This is a genomic window from Monoglobus pectinilyticus (assembly GCF_002874775.1).
Lineage (GTDB): Bacteria > Bacillota > Clostridia > Monoglobales > Monoglobaceae > Monoglobus > Monoglobus pectinilyticus.
Map to the genome: position 1 here is coordinate 2,149,683 of NZ_CP020991.1, position 19,618 is coordinate 2,169,300.

The 19,618-nt window shown below is 38.9% G+C and carries 15 protein-coding genes; 11 read left to right on the forward strand and 4 right to left on the reverse strand.

From position 1 onward, the window contains the following. Positions 1-16 precede the first annotated feature (16 nt). The 4 genes from B9O19_RS09075 to B9O19_RS09090 all read left to right on the forward strand — a co-directional run bounded on the left by B9O19_RS09075 (position 17) and on the right by B9O19_RS09090 (position 2,203). Positions 17-499 (forward strand): DUF4330 family protein, encoded by a 483-nt coding sequence (locus tag B9O19_RS09075; RefSeq protein ID WP_102366115.1) that lies wholly within the window; start codon positions 17-19, stop codon positions 497-499. Positions 500-531: 32 nt separating this feature from the next. Then, the gene (locus B9O19_RS09080; protein ID WP_102366116.1) at positions 532-1,041 is read left to right on the forward strand and encodes a DUF4330 domain-containing protein; all 510 of its coding nucleotides are present in this window, start codon (positions 532-534) and stop codon (positions 1,039-1,041) included. Positions 1,042-1,666: 625 nt separating this feature from the next. Next, on the forward strand, positions 1,667-1,951 hold the full coding sequence (locus tag B9O19_RS09085; RefSeq protein ID WP_102366117.1) for a helix-turn-helix domain-containing protein: 285 nt from the start codon (positions 1,667-1,669) through the stop codon (positions 1,949-1,951). A gap of 21 nt (positions 1,952-1,972) precedes the next feature. Beyond that, positions 1,973-2,203: a helix-turn-helix domain-containing protein gene (locus B9O19_RS09090; protein WP_102366118.1), complete on the forward strand. Its 231-nt coding sequence runs from the start codon at positions 1,973-1,975 to the stop codon at positions 2,201-2,203. 1,363 nt (positions 2,204-3,566) lie between these two features. On the opposite strand, the gene pdxR is transcribed toward B9O19_RS09090, so the two are convergent. Then, on the reverse strand, positions 3,567-4,958 hold the full coding sequence (pdxR, locus tag B9O19_RS09095) for a MocR-like pyridoxine biosynthesis transcription factor PdxR (RefSeq protein ID WP_102366119.1): 1,392 nt from the start codon (positions 4,956-4,958) through the stop codon (positions 3,567-3,569). A gap of 387 nt (positions 4,959-5,345) precedes the next feature. Between pdxR and B9O19_RS09100 the strand changes: the two genes are divergently transcribed. The 3 genes from B9O19_RS09100 to B9O19_RS09115 all read left to right on the forward strand — a co-directional run bounded on the left by B9O19_RS09100 (position 5,346) and on the right by B9O19_RS09115 (position 12,702). Further along, positions 5,346-7,097: an ABC transporter ATP-binding protein gene (locus B9O19_RS09100; RefSeq protein ID WP_102366120.1), complete on the forward strand. Its 1,752-nt coding sequence runs from the start codon at positions 5,346-5,348 to the stop codon at positions 7,095-7,097. Next, positions 7,094-8,824, forward strand: a complete 1,731-nt coding sequence (locus tag B9O19_RS09105) for an ABC transporter ATP-binding protein (RefSeq protein ID WP_102366121.1) — start codon at positions 7,094-7,096, stop codon at positions 8,822-8,824. Before B9O19_RS09100 ends, B9O19_RS09105 begins: the two co-directional genes overlap by 4 nt. A gap of 419 nt (positions 8,825-9,243) precedes the next feature. After that, positions 9,244-12,702: a pectinesterase family protein gene (locus tag B9O19_RS09115; protein ID WP_158648970.1), complete on the forward strand. Its 3,459-nt coding sequence runs from the start codon at positions 9,244-9,246 to the stop codon at positions 12,700-12,702. Positions 12,703-12,933: 231 nt separating this feature from the next. On the opposite strand, the gene B9O19_RS09120 is transcribed toward B9O19_RS09115, so the two are convergent. Genes B9O19_RS09120 through B9O19_RS09130 form a run of 3 tightly spaced genes read right to left on the reverse strand, consistent with a single transcriptional unit; the run spans position 12,934 to position 14,281 of the window. After that, positions 12,934-13,506 carry a chromate transporter gene (locus tag B9O19_RS09120; protein WP_102366124.1) on the reverse strand — a complete coding sequence of 191 codons (573 nt, stop codon included), beginning with the start codon at positions 13,504-13,506 and terminating at the stop codon, positions 12,934-12,936. Further along, positions 13,503-14,048 (reverse strand): chromate transporter, encoded by a 546-nt coding sequence (locus tag B9O19_RS09125; RefSeq protein ID WP_102366125.1) that lies wholly within the window; start codon positions 14,046-14,048, stop codon positions 13,503-13,505. Before B9O19_RS09125 ends, B9O19_RS09120 begins: the two co-directional genes overlap by 4 nt. A gap of 56 nt (positions 14,049-14,104) precedes the next feature. Beyond that, positions 14,105-14,281 carry a DUF6440 family protein gene (locus B9O19_RS09130; protein WP_102366126.1) on the reverse strand — a complete coding sequence of 59 codons (177 nt, stop codon included), beginning with the start codon at positions 14,279-14,281 and terminating at the stop codon, positions 14,105-14,107. A 321-nt stretch (positions 14,282-14,602) separates the two neighbouring features. On the opposite strand from B9O19_RS09130, the gene ilvB reads away from it, so the two are divergent. The 4 genes from ilvB to cimA all read left to right on the forward strand — a co-directional run bounded on the left by ilvB (position 14,603) and on the right by cimA (position 19,614). Beyond that, positions 14,603-16,294: a biosynthetic-type acetolactate synthase large subunit gene (gene ilvB / locus B9O19_RS09135; RefSeq protein WP_102366127.1), complete on the forward strand. Its 1,692-nt coding sequence runs from the start codon at positions 14,603-14,605 to the stop codon at positions 16,292-16,294. 4 nt (positions 16,295-16,298) lie between these two features. Then, positions 16,299-16,820, forward strand: a complete 522-nt coding sequence (gene ilvN / locus B9O19_RS09140) for an acetolactate synthase small subunit (protein ID WP_102366128.1) — start codon at positions 16,299-16,301, stop codon at positions 16,818-16,820. A gap of 47 nt (positions 16,821-16,867) precedes the next feature. Next, positions 16,868-17,863, forward strand: a complete 996-nt coding sequence (ilvC, locus tag B9O19_RS09145; protein WP_102366129.1) for a ketol-acid reductoisomerase — start codon at positions 16,868-16,870, stop codon at positions 17,861-17,863. A gap of 134 nt (positions 17,864-17,997) precedes the next feature. Continuing rightward, a complete protein-coding gene (gene cimA, locus B9O19_RS09150) occupies positions 17,998-19,614 on the forward strand; it encodes a citramalate synthase (protein ID WP_245862912.1) in 1,617 nt (538 codons plus the stop codon). The last annotated feature ends 4 nt before the right edge of the window (positions 19,615-19,618 follow it).

Here is a 19,618-nt window from a genome sequence, read left to right on the forward strand (position 1 = left end):
ATTGGAGGAAAGAGATATGAAAGCAAAGTTTAACGCAATAGACTTTATAATTATTTTGGTCATTGCCGCGATTATTGCAGTCGGTTCTTACTACTTGGTGTCCACTATGGGCGGCGGAACAAGCGGAAAATCGGCAGGCGGAAATGTTAAAGCAACGTTTGAAATTGAATTTGCCAACAAGGAAGAATATTTGACCGAGATGCCGAAAATCGGCGACAAGGTTACTGTTGGCGTTAAGGAAAAGATGCCGGCTACGGTTACAGATGTGAGAATTGTTCCGGCTGAAACGGTGGCGTATGATTTGAATCAGGGAACGGCACAGTGGCAGGAGATACCCGGGAAGTATGACATTTATGTAACCATGGAAGCTGACGCGGTAGACACCGGGAAGCAGATAAACATAAACAACAGTCCGATAAGGGTTGGAGATTCAGACGCGGTTCGTTCAAAGGGCTGGGCTGGATATGGTTTTGTCACACAGCTGAACGTAAGCGAGTAGTGTAAATATTTTAGGAAAGGAAGATAGAGATTATGAAGAAAAAGAGTACATTTGCAAAAGATGGAAAATTATTTGGAAAAATCAGTATTATTGACATAATCGTTGTTCTGTGCGTTATCGTTCTTGCCTTTGGTATTTATGCGAAGTTCACTTCAAACAGCGACGCGGTTTCTTCATCAGAGAAGGCGAAGATAGAGTATGTATACAAGGTAAAGGGAGTTAGGGATTTTACGATTGACGCGTTTAAAAAAGGCGGACCTGTATATGACCAGGACACAAAGGAATATATGGGAGAGGTAACGGGTGTGCGCTCTGAGGATGCCGTTATGGAAGTAAGTTTAGTAGACGGTACATACAAAAGTCTTATTGTGCCGAAGAAGTATGATGTATATGTGACTATTCAGGTTGACGGAAAGTATAACAGCTTAGGTTTTTATACGAACGAGAATAGGTATATAGGCGCTGGCTCAACGGTTAATGCGCAGTCGAAGTATACGACGACAGGCGGAGAGATTGTTGAGGTAAGACAAATAGAGGAATAAAAGGGGATATATTGCCGGCTTCCAAAATGGAAGCCGGCTTTTTTATGTTAATTTATATTTTTTTAGATTGTAATAAAAAATTTTACTTTATTACTCACGTGCGTATACACGACAAAATTTAAGGATGTATAATATTGAATAATGAAAATGAATTTAATAAATTATTTGATTATATGACTGGGTTGATATGAAATATTAGAATTTTACTATGTATATGACCCCATATAAAAAATTTATTATTACATAATAAGGTGTTTGAATCATTTCTTTTTCTCGCAAGAAAAAGAAACGCTTCACCAAAGAAAAAGTGCTTGCTCGCTTAGGTCGCCTAACGGCTCCAAGGGGCGCTCGCCCCCGCTAATTTCATCTTGAATCTGCGTTTCAAGATGAAAAAGCCTTGTTACTTTCCCGTTGGATGTGTGAACTGCCGTGAAAATGGATTTGCCGAGTTCCAGTTGATTATTTATCAATAAAGCAGAATTTTCATTTTAAATTATTACACAAAAACAGGGGTTTCCGTGAACATCGGTAGGGCGGCATAGCCGCCGCGTTAGGTGAGCTATCATCTGAACACGTAGTGTTCAATATCTACAAATATATTTATTTATTTTTAGGAGGTTAGAAAATGCGTAAAGAAGTCGGGTTTAATAACAGAGACCGATTCGTTGAATTGGGGCTGATGATTTCTGCTTTAAGAAAGGCTAAAGGTTATACTCAACATGAACTTGCTGAGAAAGCACATATTAGCCGTTCACATTTAAGTTCTATTGAAGCCCCTAATATAACTTCTTCATTTTCTTTAGAAGTTTTCTTTAATATTGCCGATATTTTGGAGGTTAAACCCGGCGACTTGCTTAATCTTAATTTGCCTTCTTTCTATTTTGATGAAGATAAACAAGATGATAAATAAGAATATAAATGGAGTGGTCAAATGTATTTAAAAAGATTAAAATTTCTGCGTATGAATGCTGGGTTGAAACAAACGGAAATTGCAGATTTATTAGGAATACAACAAACTGTATACTCTCGTTGTGAGCGAGGTTTTCAAACTATACCGTTACACTTTTTAATAAAACTAGCAGACTTTTACAATACTTCAACTGATTACATATTAAATAGAACTAATGAAATAAAAATGTATCCGGAAAGTATTTTTGAATAGGAATCAAATATAAATTATTTATATAAACTTTTTAAAGTTTGTATTAATATAACAATAACAGAACCGGCTTACTTTAAAATTGGAGATAATATGAGTTTGGCGTTTGACGCAGTTCCATAGATAATGCTTAAAGGGTCATCAGACAAATTATAGAATGAGCAGAAAGTTAATTAAAAATATGCAATACAGTTGGTCATATAGTAATCAAGATAGTAGACCATTATATAAACAAAACTAAACAAAACTAAACAAAACTAAACAAAACTAAACTAAACTAAACTAAACTAAACTATTTATATTTATTAATTATAAAATTTATTTTTTATACTTTAATAAAAAATATTATAGTGTCGTTGGTTTATAGTATGTTTGACGAAACTCGTAGAAATGTTTCTATCGTTTTAATCAAAAAGTTATGTGATGGATTAGATATGACTTTGGAAGAGTTTTTTTCGTCAGAAATATTTAATAAACTCGAACAGAAGATAAAATAAGTATAAATATACTATGTATTATATGGGGTTATATACAAAGTTAATTTTTATGAATATTTTCTTGATATATTGAACACTGCGTGTTCAGATGATGGCTCACCTAACGCGCTTGCTGACATACATCACAACTAAGTAATTTATTGACATTGTAGGTTAATCAAAACAAATTAATTTGATTCACACGCACCATATAGGTGCGGTCACAGCAAGCCTACCGATGTTCACTAAAAAAACCTGATTTTTTGTTTATTAATCTAGATTGAAAACTTAGCTTTTTTAATGAATAAATTAATAGGAACTCGGATTATCTTTATTCACGGTAGAACACAAAGTCAACGGGAAAGTAGTAGGGCTTTTTTCATCATGAAGCTATGCTTCATGATGAAATGAGCGTGGGCGAGCGCCCCTTGGAGCCGTCAGGCGACCTAAGCGAGCAGCACTTTTTCTTTGGTGAAGCGTTTCTTTTTCTTGCGAGAAAAAGAAATGGTTCAAACACCCTATTATGTAATAATAAAATTTTTTATATGGGGTCACATACAAAGTTAATTTTTATGAATATTTACTTGATATATTGAACACTGCGTGTTCAGATGATAGCTCACCTAACGAGGCGCATAAATGCGCCCTACCAATGTTCACTACAAACCCAGTCTTTGTATAATAATTAAATGGTTCAAACACCATTATTATGTAATAATAAAATTTTTTATATGGGGTCATATACATAGTATATAAATATTTTTTTAAAAAAGTAAAATAATAAAAATTATATGGAGCCACATACAAAGTATATAGATAGTCTTCTGAGTAAGCAAAATAAGCCGTATATTAATTATAAAAAAATAATCCCTGTCTAAAACGGACAGAGATTATTTTTTATTTGCCCAGGCTTTGTCAAGCCGGGTTATCGCCTGCTCTATTTCAGCTTCCGATAATTGACCGTATCCCATTACAAATGTGCTTGCCGGAAGTTTGGGGTTTGGCTTTATCAGAAAGGTTGTAAGAGGCAAAAGTTTTACCCCCATTTTAGCAGCCGATATTTTTAGTTCGTTCTCAGTCATTCCGTTATCAACGGAAACTATAATATGAGTTCCGCCGCTTTGGTGGTGTATAGTAACGTATTTTGAAAATGAACACGAGTTGATTTTGTCTTTAAGATATTTCGATTTAGACGAATATATATTATATAGCTTCTCGAGATGACGCTGGTATTTTCCGCTTTGTATATATTGGGCGACAACCTGCTGTTCAATTCTTGATTTAAGAGTTGTGTAGTATGGCATACGTTCATCAAAACGTTCTTTTAGTTTTTTGGGCAGTACCAGGAACCCCGTTTTTATTGACGGGGCTATTGACCTGTAAAACGAGTTCAGTAAAATAACCTTTTCGGAAGTATCTCTTAGAAACAGCGGGTCGAGACCGCCTTTGTCGGAAAAGTCTAAGTCAAAATCGGCTTCTATTATATAGCGGTCAGGTTTTTCGTTTGCCCAGTCTAAAATTTCTTTTTGCTGTGCCGCTGTCATACGATAACCCGTTGGAAATTGCCCGTCGGGCGAGATGTATAATACGTCTATATCGCTTTTATATAAGTCCTCTACATCAAATCCAGCTAAACCTACGTTAATCAGAGTAGTTTGTTTTCCGGAATTTTTGACCGGTACATAACTTCGCGCGTAGCACGGATTTTCAAATCCAAATACTGTGCTGCTGCCAAATATGTGTGATAGCTGTTCAATCAAATAGTCGCTGCCGGCGCCGATTATAATTTGGTCTGTTGAGCATGATATTCCATGAACTTCATATAAATAGTGCGCCACTGCTTTTCTGAGTGATTTTTCTCCATATTTATGACCGTATTCAAATAGCTCCGGCTTGTCGTAAATTATTTCACGATATAGTTTTACCAGAGTGTTTTTGGGGATAGACGGCAAATCTATACCGTTTTGGCTCATGTTAAAACTGATTCCATGCAGGTCATAAAAATCCGGCTCAAAGATGTCAGTGTTTATAGGGCTTTGTCTTCTCGCAAAATATCCGCTTCTGGGCTGTGAGATAGCATAACCGTTATCAATTAGTTTTTGATAGGCCAAATCTACGGTGTTTTTTCCGAGGCCTAAAACTTCAGTCAGTCTGCGGCGGGAGGGAAGACGTTCGTTATCCAAAATTCTGCCGGATACTATATCGTTCTTAAACGCGTTATAAAGCTGAAGATACAGGGGCGTGCTAAGCGTCTTGTCAATTTTGTATTTTACGTCTTTCATTCTCTCACCTTCTTTGCTTGAATTGAGTTAAGATTTTATGTCTATTTTTACTTTTTTATTGTATAATTATACCACTTTATTTTTTTACAGTCAACGCGGATATTTTTCTATATACAAACTGGACCTATAAAAATTTTTTCATCTGGACCTGTTAAATCAAAAATTGTTGATTTATAATAAGTATAAGTAAGCAATAAATAATTGGTGTTTTATATTATGACTGCTGATTATTTCTTTGTTTATAGCTGTATTAATTAGTATTTAATTTAAAAAATTAAATAAATTGATTTCTTCCCAAAAGGTCGCGTAACTGCGGCTTTTAATCTTTTATAAATGGGTTTAGTTTAATTTGACAATAAAATGGGATAGTGATAATATATTGTTATTATGAAAGAGAAATCAAATCCTAAAATTTTTAAGAATATTATTTTCTATGCCCGCAGATATTTTCCGTGGGCTTTGGTTGCCGTGCTTGCAACTGTTTCTTTTTCATTCCTTGAGGTAATGAAGGCAAATATATTAAGAGCAATTGTGGATTTAGCTCAGAGCGGGAATGTGAACGGCATATTGCCTGAGTTCTTAAAAGCCGTTTTAATAATTATTTGTGTTATGGTTTGTATTTTCCTGAGCAGATATGCGGCCGGACGTTTTTCTTCCAGCGTGATGCGTGATGTTAAGAGAGACAGCGCAAGACATATTTCGCAAATTCCTTTAAGTTATATGAACTCTAATAGGAGCGGAGAGCTTCTTTCAAAAATGAGTACGGACGCCGATTCGGTTCAGAGCTTTATGGAGGGGGACTTCATACAGCTTATTCAGCTTCCTTTTACTATTGTGTTTTATGCTATTTATCTTATTTGGCTGAATCCGATATTGTTTTTAGCGTGTTTTGCAACTCTTCCGATCTTGATTCCACTTGGAGCCAGTTTTGCTATACCGTTTAGAGTTGGTTCAAAAAAATACATGAAGTATTTGGGTAAGGTGAGCAACACTGTTGCCGATATGGTCGGAGGAATTTCAGTTGTTAAGTCTTATAATATGGAGAGAGCTCTTGCTGACAAATATCAGTCGGGTATAGAGCGAGCAACCAATATGGCGCTTAAAAATGACAAGTGTCAGTATAAAGGTTCGTTTATTTTTAATTTGGCGCGCAATATACCAACATTGACCTGCCTGGTTTTCGGAGGTTATTTGTGCTTCAAGGGCAGTTTGACTTTGGGCGCGCTGATAGCGTTTTCGTCACTGCTCGGTCAGACGCTGAGCCCGCTTATGCGCGCTTCTTCTATGTTTTTTAATCTTAAATCCGCGTCCGCTTCAGCGGAGAGAGTTTTTTCGATTATAAATGAACCCTCTGAACAGGAGGGCAGCGAAGTTTCTGCTTCGCTTAACGGAGACGTTCCGGCTATACAATTTGAAAATGTAAGTTTTGGCTACGAAGAAGATAAGCCCGTATTAAAAAACCTTAATTTATCAATTAAAAAGGGTGAGACTGTGGGATTCGCCGGAGCCAGCGGATGCGGCAAGAGCACAATTCTTGGACTGATTTGCGGTTTTTACCGGCCTTCATCGGGAAGAATTTTAATCGGCGGAATAGATATGGGCGACAGAAATTTAAAGGCTGTCAGGTCTTTGATTTCATATGTGTCTCAGGACGCATACCTTTTTCCGTTTTCTATATATGATAATATTGCTATGGGAAAATCAGGAGCAACCAAAGAAGAAGTGATAGCCGCCGCAAAGGCTGCATATGCTCATGACTTTATTATGGAGACCGAAAATGGCTATGATACTATAGTGGGTGAGCGCGGCTCCAGACTTTCGGGAGGGCAGATACAGAGGATTTCGATTGCTAGAGCAATGCTTAAAGACGCGCCTATACTTCTGCTTGATGAAGCCACTTCGGCGCTTGATGTAAAGGCGGAGGCGGAGGTGCAGAAGGCATTGGATAATTTAAGCATCGGAAGAACTGTTTTAGTTGTGGCTCATAGACTGTCTACCATTAAGGGGGCTGACAGGATTGCAGTGATAGATAATGGGATAGTGGCTGAATGCGGCAGTCATGATGAACTGCTGAAAAAAGACGGCTTGTATGCAAAGCTTCAAAACGTGCATAGCCAGCAGGGAGGTGAGGCTCTGTGAAAGTTTTAGACGGATTAAAGAGCTGTTTTTCTCTGATGGGAAAACACAAGTATGCGTATTGGATAACTTTGATATTGGATATATCATTAGGTTATTGTGCAGACGTAATGCTGGCCTTGCTTAATAAAGGTGTAATTAATTCTGTGACAAGTCTGAATTACGCCGCTTTTATTTCTTCTATATGGCTGGGAGTTGCCGCGGTTATCGTTTATTTGATAAACGTTTTGGACCGGTATTTTAATATGCGTTCTATTAGGTATATAATGCTTGATTTAAGACATGATTTGTTCAGACATATGGAATTTTTATCGGTTGGATATTTTGAACAGAATCATAGTGCTGACAGTATATTCAGGCTAAACAGCAATGTCGAAAACATGAAAAGAGCATATACCAACCATTGTCCTAACATATTTCAGGGTATTATCGGCGGGCTTGGCTCGTGTGTTTTTATTCTGATTATGGATGTCCGCCTTGGACTTATTTCATTAGCCGCCTGCGGACTTACAGTTCTGATAAATATTAAGTTTGCCGAGCCGCTAAGAAAAATCGGAGGCAAAATTCAGCGTTCTGAATCTGCTCTTTTAAGCAGGCTGTCTGATTTGGTGGCAGGATTCAGGGTTATTAAGCTCTATGATACAGACGGATTTATTATAAATAAATATGAGGAGACCAACCGGAAAACTGCCGGGCTTAGAATAAAAAGGATTGCCAGAGTCGGCACGATAGACAGCATAAGTCATCTTCTTAATTTTATAAACACTTTTGTTATTATTACTATCGGAGCTGTTATGGCGGCTAAAGGCTACACAGATTTTGGAACAGTGTTTGCTATTTTGACCGTGCAGGGAAATGTAAGCAGTATGCTTTTGAATTTTGGAAGCGCTTGGGGTATGATGCAGGAGAGCGTTGCCGCGTCTGAGCTTATTCATGAGGTTTTGAATACTGACAAAGAAGAGCGCAAGCCGGCTATAGCCCCGGAAGACGATACGAGCGACCATTACATAGCGTTTGAAAACGTTTCGTTTTCTTATGATGACAGCGGTCCTGTTCTTGACGGACTTAATCTGAGTGTAAAGGAAGGCACCGTAGCCGCGCTTGTAGGACCCAGCGGAGGAGGGAAGAGCACTGTTATTAAACTTCTGCCGGAGTTTTATCCTATTGGTAAAGGAAAGATATATTTTGCCGGCAGAAACATAGATTCTTATTCCGCGGTTGAATTGAGAAATATGATATCATATGTTCCGCAGGACGCGTATTTGTTTGACGCGAGCGTAAAAGAAAATATAGGCTACGGCAAAACAAATGCGTCTGATGAAGAGATTATAGACGCTGCTAAGGCGGCAAATGCCCATGATTTTATTATGGAACTCAGTGACGGTTATGATACTCTTGTCGGTGAACGCGGTGAATCTCTCTCAGGCGGTCAGAGGCAGAGGATAGCGATTGCCAGAGCGTTTTTAAAGAATGCCCCGGTGCTGCTGCTGGATGAGGCAACCTCTGCTTTGGACAATGAAAACGAAGCGATAGTGCAGCAAAGTATAGAAAGCCTGATGAAGAACAGAACGGTTATTGTTGTTGCACACAGGCTGTCTACAATAGAAAATGCGGATATAATTTATGTTATTGAGCATGGCAGAGTAGTGCAGCTGGGAACACATGAGGACTTAAAACAGCAGGACGGAGTTTATGCGGAGTTAGTAAAACTGAGCAATGCGTTTAAATAATCGAATTATCTTAATATAAACATTGGCGGCCAATTTCCGGCCGCTTTTTTTATAGCATTTATTTAAACTGGTATTTAAAATTATAAAAATAATTTAATTACAAATATAAATGATTTGAGTTATCAAAGTTTATATGTTTATTTATACTATTAAAAAGTTATGTTAATATAAATAATTAAATTTTTATAATAAAAACGTTTCGAAAACAAAATAATAATAATTTATACTGTGAATTTGGTTTTGACATATTTGCATATTTATGGCAATATTTATGTTTTGTGGCAATAAAACTGTAACGCGTGTTGTTATGTTGCAAACTGGTATTTAAAAATATTTGTTAACTGGCTATTGATATTGATTTCCGGTTTGATATAATAATATCATAAAATATAAATTATAGTTTTGAAGGGAGAAACGGAATGAAACAAAGATGGTGGGTAAGTTTGGTTGTGTCAGTAGTGATGCTTTTGACAATGATGCCAGGAATCACAGTGTTATCTGCAAATCAGACAGATGAACAGGTGAATACGGCGGCGTCTGAGAAATATAAAATATCTGATTTTAATTTGGGAAATGCAAATATAAAATCTGCTGATATAAATGGTTATTATAACGAAAACGCGGATGTTTCGGCGGAGTATGTATATCCTACATCTGACCCGAATGGATATATATATGATATATTATCGGCATATTTTGGAAATGATGGAAAACTGAATGTAGTGTTAAGATATAATGGAAATGAAGCGAATCCAACAGGAAAGTTGTTCGTTGGTACATATGACGAGGCGGACAGCGAAATAATGCTGGACGCAAAGAGTTATGATATAAAGGGAACGACGGCTGAAGGTCTTGATTATATCAAGCCTGGAAAAGGAACCGTTAGACTATATATTTGGGACGGTGTTGATTCCTTGAACCCTCTATCCGGAGTATTAAAGCCGGGGGATACTCCTCCGCCGACTTTTGCTCCGACCTCAACACCGGAACCGACAGCAAAACCTACTGCTGTACCGACAGCAACACCAACAGCCGCGCCTACAGCAACGCCAACCATGGTTCCATACGATAAAAAGGCGGCAGTTATACAAAATAATACTGTTGTCGGTGAGTATGGTACAATAAGGGAGGCAGTTGCTAAAGCTAAGGAGATTAATCCTAAGTCGGAAGCAGAAAGGGTTACAATTAACGTAAACCCTGGGGATTATGAAGAACAGGTTAAGTTTGACGGCGTTAATTATGTAACGCTGCAGCAAACGCCGGAAACAACTGGGAAGGTAACACTTCACTGGTATTACTGCACAGGATACTGCGCTTCAAACTGTGACCTTGCAGGAAACTATAATCCTGATATTGACTGGTCACTTGATGAAACCTGGAACGGTTATAAAGCCGGAGACGAAAAGTTTACAAAGTATGAGATAGGTGAAGTTATTACAGGTAAGACTATTTCATATTATGATAAAAATGGTGTGGCTCATAAAAATGTTAAACCAAATGCAAACAATCTTGGTTCTACCAGAACATATGACCAAATGGGTGTTCTTATTGTAAACTCTAATGCAAGCAATATTATTGTAAAAGATTTGAATGTTGTAAACAGTGTTCCTGTTATGGTGACGCAGGGTGAGAAGGATGCTCATTTGACGCCGCAGCTTGACAGAATTGCAGGTGTTGCAACAAGCTATGTTCTCCCATATCGTGATAATCTTGCAATATGCGATGAGAACACTCCTGAAGACGCTACAACAAGAGTTAAAAATGCTCTTGCCATAAAAGATGAGAATGGAAATGCTTCAAAGAGAATACAGGCTCTTCAGAATTTGACTAATTTAACAGCGGGCGAGAGCGCATATTTAGCAAAGTCTGCTTCATATAATGAGCGCGGTCACGCTCTTGCGCTCCACGGTGATAAGGTTATATTAGAGAATGTTCGCGCAAGAGGAAATCAGGATTCAGTATATATTACAAATGGAAGAATGTATTTCAAAAACTGCGATTTGATAGGAGGAACAGACTATATATACGGAGACGCAACGGCAGTATTTGACAATTGTAAGCTGGGCGCTGAGGGTATGTCAAATGCAACGTCGGGGGCAACAATAACGGCCGCTAACACCAGTGCTGAAAACCCTTACGGTTATCTCTTCTGGAACTGTGAGATTTATAACATGCGTTCCAATACAACGTCAAATTCAAATTATGGAAGACCATGGAACGATTTTCCTCAGGTTACTTATTATAATACAACTCTTGATGACTCGGCTTCAACGGGCAAGAGTAGAGTAACTATCAGTGCTGACGGATGGAATGATATGACAATAAAGAAAGACCAGGCACGTTTCTTTGAATATGGAACTAAAAATAAGAGCGGAAAAACCATAGACCTTTCAAAGCGTGTTAAAAATGCGGCAGACAAAGCAGGGATGGGTACAGTCCTTAATGACTGGCAGATTCTTGAATTCAATCCAAGAAATTATTTTACCAACAGTTTTAGAAGCGACGCGTGGGATCCGATGAATTTTAGTGAGAACTTAAAGAATGTTGATGCTGCAATAGCCGGAGCAACAGTTGTAATTCCTGAGAATGAGGAAACAACAATTACTCTTCCGACGGCTCCAACCGGAGTTTCATTTAAATGGGAATCATCGTCTGAAAATGCCACTGTAAGCAGTGACGGAACTAAGCTGACTGTTGTCCGTCCTGCTGCAGGCGAAAATAGTATTGAGTCCAGCGTTGTGCTATATGCAAGGGATAATAACAACGGTTATGGCGATAAGAAGACAATACCTGTTTTAATTACACCTACTACTAACACAAAAGACGTATACACAGTTTCCGGTAATATTGAACTTTCTCAAGCATCAGAAAGTGATGTTACGGTAACAATCAAGTTTATGAGCGGAGCGGCACAAATAAAGAAGGTTGATGTAATTGTTCCGGCAGGTGCAAAAACTCAGGCTTATACAGTCGAAAACCTACCGGTAGGAACATATACTGCGTATATGTCTATAGGTGATCCTTTATACAACATAGCAACAGAATCTCAGAAAGTCGATGGTACTATAGGAAGCACTGTTTCATTAAATATTGATGCTAAAAAAATGCAGGAGATAATTGTCAGCAGCCCTGATTTTGATGGCAAAGGCTATATTCCGACAATTAACTCAGCGTCAGGCTTCAGCGGCGGTATTTATACCGTTACCGGAAAGGAATCAGCTAATTTAGGCGAGGCCGGCAATAAGGTTCTGAAACTTACTAAGAATGAAGGAAGTAAAGTAGCTGCAAAAACCGGTGCAAGTTTTAACCTGACTTCAATGCTTCCGAGCGGTTCATCACTGGCAAATACTAAGACAATCAAATTCAGCTATGATTTCTTAATGGAAAGCACAGATTATTTCCCGAATAACCAATCGGGTTTTGACCTTGCAACAAGCACAAAGAACGGCGGCGACGGAAGAGCCGAAGATCAGACCAGATTTGTTCGCTGGGGAGTTTATAAAGGCTGGAGTCAGTTTAATATGTACACAGCAAATAATACCAGAATAAACGGTGATAATACGCAATTCAACAGAGGCAACAATATGGCTAACAAGTGGTATAGAATTGTTGCAGACATTGACCTTGAAAATCAAATTATAACCACAACGTTGTATGACAGAGATTGGAAAACGGGTGACGCAGGTTCATATATCTTAAATAAAAAACCTTTTGTGGTTGCGGCTAAGGACGCTGACGGCAATAACAATGAATATCCGAAAAATATAGATTTATCTAACTTATACTTTAATATTTACATGGATGTATTTAACGATACAGCTAACAAAATGGAATATTATTTTGACAACATTGAACTGATATATCAAGATTTTGAATAATAATTAAAACTGCAGGAGGAAATCTCCTCCTGCAGTTTTATTCAAAATTTTATTAACAAGTTAAATAATTTAAAAATTATTTATAGATTTCTTCCCAATAAATTCTAAAACAAAAACTCCCAAAGAATTAGCACATTCGCGGGAGTTTTTGTTGCTTTAACTTAATTTTGCTATCAGATTTTATATTTGTAAACTGTTAAATTTTAGTGTTAAAACCGTATGAGAAGTTTTTTAAAAAATAAATATTCCGATTATTGCTCCGCATAGTATATAAATAATCGGATGAACTTTTTTTAAGGGCTTTATATAGAGTAAAACTAAGGTTACGGCACAAAGTATCAGGGCTTTTATATCTACTAGATTCATAAGATTTTTTGTTTCATTGTATAAATCCAAAGTGAGAATTGTGACTTTTATAACCTGGTATGCGGCAACTGCTATTAGACCGGCTACTGCCGGACGTAGTCCATAAAATATATCTTGAACGATTTGGCTTTCCTCAAACTTTTTTAAATAGTGAGCTATTATTATGATAATTATAACAGACGGTACTACTAAGCCTATTGTAGCTGAGAGAGCTCCGAATACTCCGGCGGTTGTGAAACCGGTGAATGTTGCCATATTTACACCCATAGGTCCGGGGGTTGATTCTGATACAGCTATCATGTTGGATATATCGTTCATATTTATCCACTCTGGATATCTTACGGCTATATCATAAATAAACGGTAATGTCGCAAGACCGCCTCCGACCGCAAATAAACCGGTTTTAAAAAATTCATAGAACAAAAGCAGATATGTCATTTTTTGATTCGCCTCCTCAGTTGTCCGGCAATAAGACCGACGATTAATGCGCCGATAACGACGTAGACAGATGATACTCCTAATATTCCGGCTACTGCAAAAGCTGCGATGAAAATAACCACGCCGGTTAAGTCTTTAACACCCGACTTAAAAAATTTGACTACAGCGTTTATAATCAATGCGGCAACCACAGCGCGTATTCCGATAAAGGCATGAGCCACTAAGGGAATATCGGCGAAGTTTTGAAGAAATGCTGCGATTATAATTATGATAACGAGCGATGGGAATATTACACCGGCCGTGGCTAAAATTGCTCCGGGTATCCCTCTGTATTTGTAGCCTATAAAAGTGGCGGTGTTAACCGCGATAACTCCCGGCGTGCATTGTCCGACGGCAAAATAATTCATAAGTTCTTCTTCGGTTGCCCATTTTTTATTCTGAACCACTTCGCGCTCGAGAATCGGCAGCATAGCGTAACCGCCGCCGAATGTCATAACTCCGACTTTGGCAAATGTTAAAAACATGTCTAAAAACACGTGCAATCATACCCCTCCATGTCATAATTTTTTTGTTTATAAAGATTTTATTATATACGAGATTATCTGTTAACCGCGGTTATAACAGGTTTTCCTTCTCTGTCGAGCAGCGGTGTTAACCCTCCTGCATTTGAATCTCTGTGATACAGATAGTTTATTCCTGTTTCTGTATCAACCCAAATTTCTGTAGTATTTAGTATTCCTTGTGAATATATTTTTTCAAATCTATCTTTTTCCATATTGAGCTTCCTCCAAATATCTCTAAGAATTTGTCTAAAATATTATACGTATTATTTTTAAAAACGAATCTGATTTATAGACTGGATTAAATAAAAACAATAGATATTATTGACAGAATTAATCCAATATTACCATAATTTTCAGAAGCTGTAAATACACAAATTTTAATCAACAGAAGCGGTAATTTTGTCAATTTTTTGATTGTTGCCATATTGACAATCAATAAACATAGTTGTATAATAATTGAATAGCCACGTTGAAATGGCGTAATATCCGGTTCGGCGTGAATAATAAATTATTAGTAAGGGAGATGTGTTTATATGATGAAAAACGGTGCCGATATAGTTATGGAATGCTTGCTGGAGCAGGGGGTTGACACAGTCTTTGGATATCCGGGCGGTACTATTTTAAACGTCTATGACGCATTTTATAAGTACTCTCATAAAATAAAGCACATTTTGACCGCTCATGAACAGGGAGCGGCACACGCGGCTGACGGATATGCCAGGAGCACCGGCAGAACAGGGGTATGTTTTGCAACATCCGGTCCGGGAGCAACAAATTTGGTTACCGGTATAGCCACGGCTTATATGGATTCTATTCCTCTTATTGCCGTTACATGCAACGTCGCCACTAACTGGCTCGGCAAAGATACGTTTCAGGAGGTTGATATTGTCGGTGTGACCATGCCGATAACCAAACATAACTTTTTGGTTAAAAAGGCTTCCGATATAGCGCCTACTTTTAGAAAAGCGTTTAGGATCGCTGCTTCGGGACGTCCGGGACCGGTGCTTATAGATATAACAAAGGACGCTACGGCGGAGCTTGCTGATTATGAGAAAAAGATACCTGAGAAGGTAGATAATTATAAAATAGACAGTGAAGTTTGTGATTTTGAAAGAGCAATAAAACTTATTGAAGAAGCTGAACGTCCACTTATATATGCGGGCGGAGGAATTATTTCATCTGCGGCGTCTAGAGAACTGTGTAAGTTTCAGGAAATGCTGGACGCACCTGTCACATTGTCATTAATGGGGCTTGGGGCTTTTCCGGCCAGCAATGAAGCGTTTACCGGAATGATTGGTATGCACGGTACAAAAACCACGTCGCTGGCAATTAAAAATTGTGATTTACTGATTGCAATCGGCGCGAGATTCTCGGATAGGGTTATTTGTGATCCGGGGACGTTTGCCAGAAATGCGAAAGTATTACATATTGATGTTGACAGCGCTGAAATTGATAAAAATATCAAGACTGACGCTTATATAATCGGAGATGCAAAAGCAGTTTTGGATGAGCTTAACAAGGGCTTATCAAAGCAAAAGCATCCTGAATGGATGAAGGAAATAGCAGAGTGGAAAGCTGAGTATCCAGTTAAATATAAGGGCAGTGAGAAATTTTCACCTGAGGATATAATAAAAACAATAAAAAGTGCAGTAGATGAAGATACATATTTAGTTACAGATGTTGGACAGCACCAAATTTGGGCAGCACAGTTTTTTGATGTTGATAAGCCCAGACATTTTGTCACATCAGGAGGTCTCGGCACAATGGGATTCGGGCTTGGAGCAGCTATAGGAACCCAGGTTGCAAATCCTGACAGTACGGTTATAAATATAACGGGTGACGGCTGTTTCCACATGAATCTACAGGAATTATCAACTGCCGCTAAAGAGGAGCTTCCGGTTATTGATGTTGTTATGAACAACAATGTATTGGGAATGGTAAGGCAGTGGCAAAGGCTGTTTTATGATAACAGATTTTCAAACACAACACTTAATAAGCGTACCAATTATGACAAGGTTGCCGAGGGTTTAGGAGCTAACGCTTTTACAGTTTCGAATGTTGAGGAGCTTAAGGAAGCTCTGAGCGAAGCGCTTAAATCGAAAGATAAGCCAACGGTTATTAACTGTTTGATAAATCAAGACCATACGGTTCTGCCAATGGTTCCGGGCGGACAGTCGATAGAGGAACCAATTCTTGAAATCAAAGAAGACGGCGGGGAGGTTTAGTATTATGAGTGATAATAAAGAGATGCACGTTCTGTCAATTTATGTCGAAAACCATGCAGGTGTGCTCAGCCGAATTTCCGGGTTGTTCTCCAGGCGCATGTATAATATAGACAGCTTGTCTGTGGGAGAGACAGAGAATCCTAAAATTTCACGCATGACAATTGTCACCCATGCTGATGACAATACATTCCGTCAGATACAGAACCAGTTGGCAAAGCTTGAGGATGTAAAGCGCATATGCGAGCTTCACAAGGATACTTCTGTGCTGCGTGAGCATGTTTTGATAAAGGTTAATGCAAAAGATTCCACGTCAATAATGCAGATGTGTCAGATATTCAGAGCTAATGTAGTTGATGTATCAAGGGAGCTTTTGACGCTTGAACTCACCGGAGGGCCCAGTAAAATCAACGCATTTATAGAGCTGATGGAGCAGTTTGATATTGAGGGCTTGGTTCGTACCGGTCTCACCGGTCTCAAGAGAGGTAAATCCGAAAGACCTGAAGAATTGAATCAGAAAAACAATTAATTTTAATATACACTGTATAAATAAAAGATATTTGGAGGTATTTACAAATGGCAAAGTTATATCACGAAAGCGACTGTAATTTGGGACTTTTAGGCAATAAGACCGTAGCGGTTATCGGTTACGGAAGCCAGGGTCACGCTCACGCGCTGAATCTTAAAGAGAGCGGAGTTAATGTTATTATCGGTCTTTATGAGGGCAGCAAATCATGGAAGACAGCTGAGGAAGCTGGATTTGAGGTTTATACATCAGCAGAAGCCGCTAAGAAAGCTGATATTATAATGATACTTATCAATGATGAGAAGCAGGCAAACTTATATAAAGAAAGCATTGAGCCAAATTTGGAACCGGGAAAAGTATTGGCATTTGCTCATGGTTTCAATATTCACTTCCAGCTCATTACTCCTCCTAAGGATGTTGACGTTATCATGATTGCTCCTAAAGGTCCTGGTCACACAGTTCGCAGTGAGTATGTTGCCGGTAAAGGCGTTCCTTGTCTTGTTGCTGTTGCTCAGGACGCTACAGGCAATGCTATGGATTTAGGTCTGGCTTATGCAGCAGGTATTGGCGGAGCAAGAGCCGGAGTTCTTGAAACAACATTTAAAATGGAAACAGAGACAGATTTGTTCGGTGAGCAGGCTGTTCTTTGCGGCGGAGTAACCGCTTTGATGCAGGCAGGTTTTGAGACTTTGGTTGAAGCCGGATATGACCCGCAGAACGCATATTTTGAGTGTATCCACGAGATGAAGCTTATCGTTGACCTTATTTATCACGGTGGATTCAGCGAGATGAGAGCGTCAATTTCCGATACTGCTGAATATGGTGATTATGAGATTGGAAAGAGAATCATCACCGAGGACACAAAGAAAGAGATGAAGAAAGTTCTCACAGAGATTCAGGACGGTACTTTTGCAAAGAGCTGGATAACAGAAAATGCTGTTAACCGTCCGCACTTCAACGCTACAAGAAGAATTAAAGCTGACCATCAGCTCGAGCACGTAGGCGCTGAAATAAGAAAGCTGTATTCATGGAATGATGAGAAATAATTTCAGGAATACTTATATAAAGTAAAAACAGAGGGTTTTTACAGAGATTGTTTTGTAATTATAACAGTCTGTGAAAACCCTTTTTGGTACATAATAGCGAATTAAATTGCCTGCAGATATGGTGGTGAAACGGCTTGGATTTAACTGACAGACATATTGGTAAGAACATAGAGGTATTTGATTCTACTTTAAGAGACGGAGCCCAGGGCGAGGGGATAACATTTTCGGTTGAGGATAAGCTTAATATAGTAAAAGCCTTGGATTATGTGGGAGCCGATTATATTGAGGCCGGGAATCCGGGTTCCAACCCTAAGGATTTGGAATTTTTCAAAGAAATTGATTTAGGTTCTTTGAGACACGCCAAGCTTGTAGCATTTGGTTCCACCCGGCGTAAAGATATAAAAGCTGAGGATGACGAAAACTGTTTGTCATTATTGTCGGCGGAAACAGAAGCGGTGGCTGTGTTTGGCAAAACCTGGGATATGCACGTAACTGATATAATCAAGACCAGCCTTGATGAAAATCTCAATATGATTTCGGATACTGTCGCGTTTTTTAAAAGCAGGGGCAAGGAAGTTATATTTGATGCCGAGCATTATTTTGACGGATATAAGAGAAACCCGGAATATGCGGTTAAGGCTTTGATGGCTGCCGCGGAGGCTGGGGCTGACAGACTGGTTCTCTGTGAAACTAACGGCGGATGTCTGCCGTTTGAAGTAGCTGAGATTACTGCGGAAACCTGCGATATATTTAAAGACAGCATTATAGGTATTCACTGTCATAATGACAGCGGCTGCGCTGTGGCTAATACTGTTGCGGCGGTTCAGGCCGGTGCAGAACATGTTCAGGGTACGTATTTGGGATATGGAGAAAGGTGCGGAAATGCAAATCTTTCTACTATTATACCTAATCTTCAAATAAAGCTGGGTTATAATTGTGTGCCCGAAAAAAATCTTGAAAGGTTTACCAGAACCGCGCGCTGGATTTCAGAGGTAGCTAACCAGCCTTTATACAGAGGTATGCCGTATGTCGGCGGTTCGGCCTTTTCACATAAGGCGGGTATGCACATAGACGCAGTCACAAAAGAGTCGTCATCTTTTGAACATGTGGCGCCCGGAAGCGTTGGGAATGAACGGAGATTTTTGATGAGCGAGGTTGCCGGCCGCGGCACGGTTCTTAAAAAGATACAGAAAATAGCCCCGGTGCTTACAAAGGATTCTGCTGAAACCTCTGAGATATGCAAGCGAGTTAAACAGCTTGAGTATGAAGGGTATTCGTTTGAGGCGGCTGAAGCCAGCTTTGAGCTTTTGGTCAAAGAGGTTTTGGGTGAGAAAAAGAAGTATTTTGATTTGAATTATTTTAAGACAACAGTTGACCAGCCTAATGGAAATAATTTTAGTTCTTCAGCTATTATTAAAATCACTGTCGGAGACAGAACTGAGATTACGGCGGCGGAGGGAGACGGACCTGTGCACGCTTTAGACGGGGCGCTTAGAAGGGTGCTTGAAGGATTTTATCCTGAGCTCAGCGGAGTTCATCTGACGGACTATAAGGTTCGCGTGCTGGAGCCGCAGAAAGCTACGGGCGCTAAAGTTAGGGTTTTGCTTGAAAGCTCCGATGAGAGCGGAAGCTGGACTACTGTCGGAGTATCCACAGATGTGATTGACGCGTCTTGGATTGCTCTAGTTGAGTCTGTGGAATATAAGCTGATGAAGGAAGAAGAAAAAATAAATCAGGAAACAGGAGGTTAAAGAT

What these genes read in the sequence shown, in the direction of transcription:
- B9O19_RS09075 (WP_102366115.1), top strand. Translation starts at nt 17, where the DNA reads ATGAAAGCAAAGTTTAACGCAATAGACTTTATAATTATTTTGGTCATT.
- B9O19_RS09080 (WP_102366116.1), top strand. Translation starts at nt 532, where the DNA reads ATGAAGAAAAAGAGTACATTTGCAAAAGATGGAAAATTATTTGGAAAA.
- B9O19_RS09085 (WP_102366117.1), top strand. Translation starts at nt 1,667, where the DNA reads ATGCGTAAAGAAGTCGGGTTTAATAACAGAGACCGATTCGTTGAATTG.
- B9O19_RS09090 (WP_102366118.1), top strand. Translation starts at nt 1,973, where the DNA reads ATGTATTTAAAAAGATTAAAATTTCTGCGTATGAATGCTGGGTTGAAA.
- pdxR (WP_102366119.1), bottom strand. Translation starts at nt 4,958, where the DNA reads ATGAAAGACGTAAAATACAAAATTGACAAGACGCTTAGCACGCCCCTG.
- B9O19_RS09100 (WP_102366120.1), top strand. Translation starts at nt 5,346, where the DNA reads ATGAAAGAGAAATCAAATCCTAAAATTTTTAAGAATATTATTTTCTAT.
- B9O19_RS09115 (WP_158648970.1), top strand. Translation starts at nt 9,244, where the DNA reads ATGAAACAAAGATGGTGGGTAAGTTTGGTTGTGTCAGTAGTGATGCTT.
- B9O19_RS09120 (WP_102366124.1), bottom strand. Translation starts at nt 13,506, where the DNA reads ATGACATATCTGCTTTTGTTCTATGAATTTTTTAAAACCGGTTTATTT.
- B9O19_RS09130 (WP_102366126.1), bottom strand. Translation starts at nt 14,281, where the DNA reads ATGGAAAAAGATAGATTTGAAAAAATATATTCACAAGGAATACTAAAT.
- ilvB (WP_102366127.1), top strand. Translation starts at nt 14,603, where the DNA reads ATGATGAAAAACGGTGCCGATATAGTTATGGAATGCTTGCTGGAGCAG.
- ilvN (WP_102366128.1), top strand. Translation starts at nt 16,299, where the DNA reads ATGAGTGATAATAAAGAGATGCACGTTCTGTCAATTTATGTCGAAAAC.
- ilvC (WP_102366129.1), top strand. Translation starts at nt 16,868, where the DNA reads ATGGCAAAGTTATATCACGAAAGCGACTGTAATTTGGGACTTTTAGGC.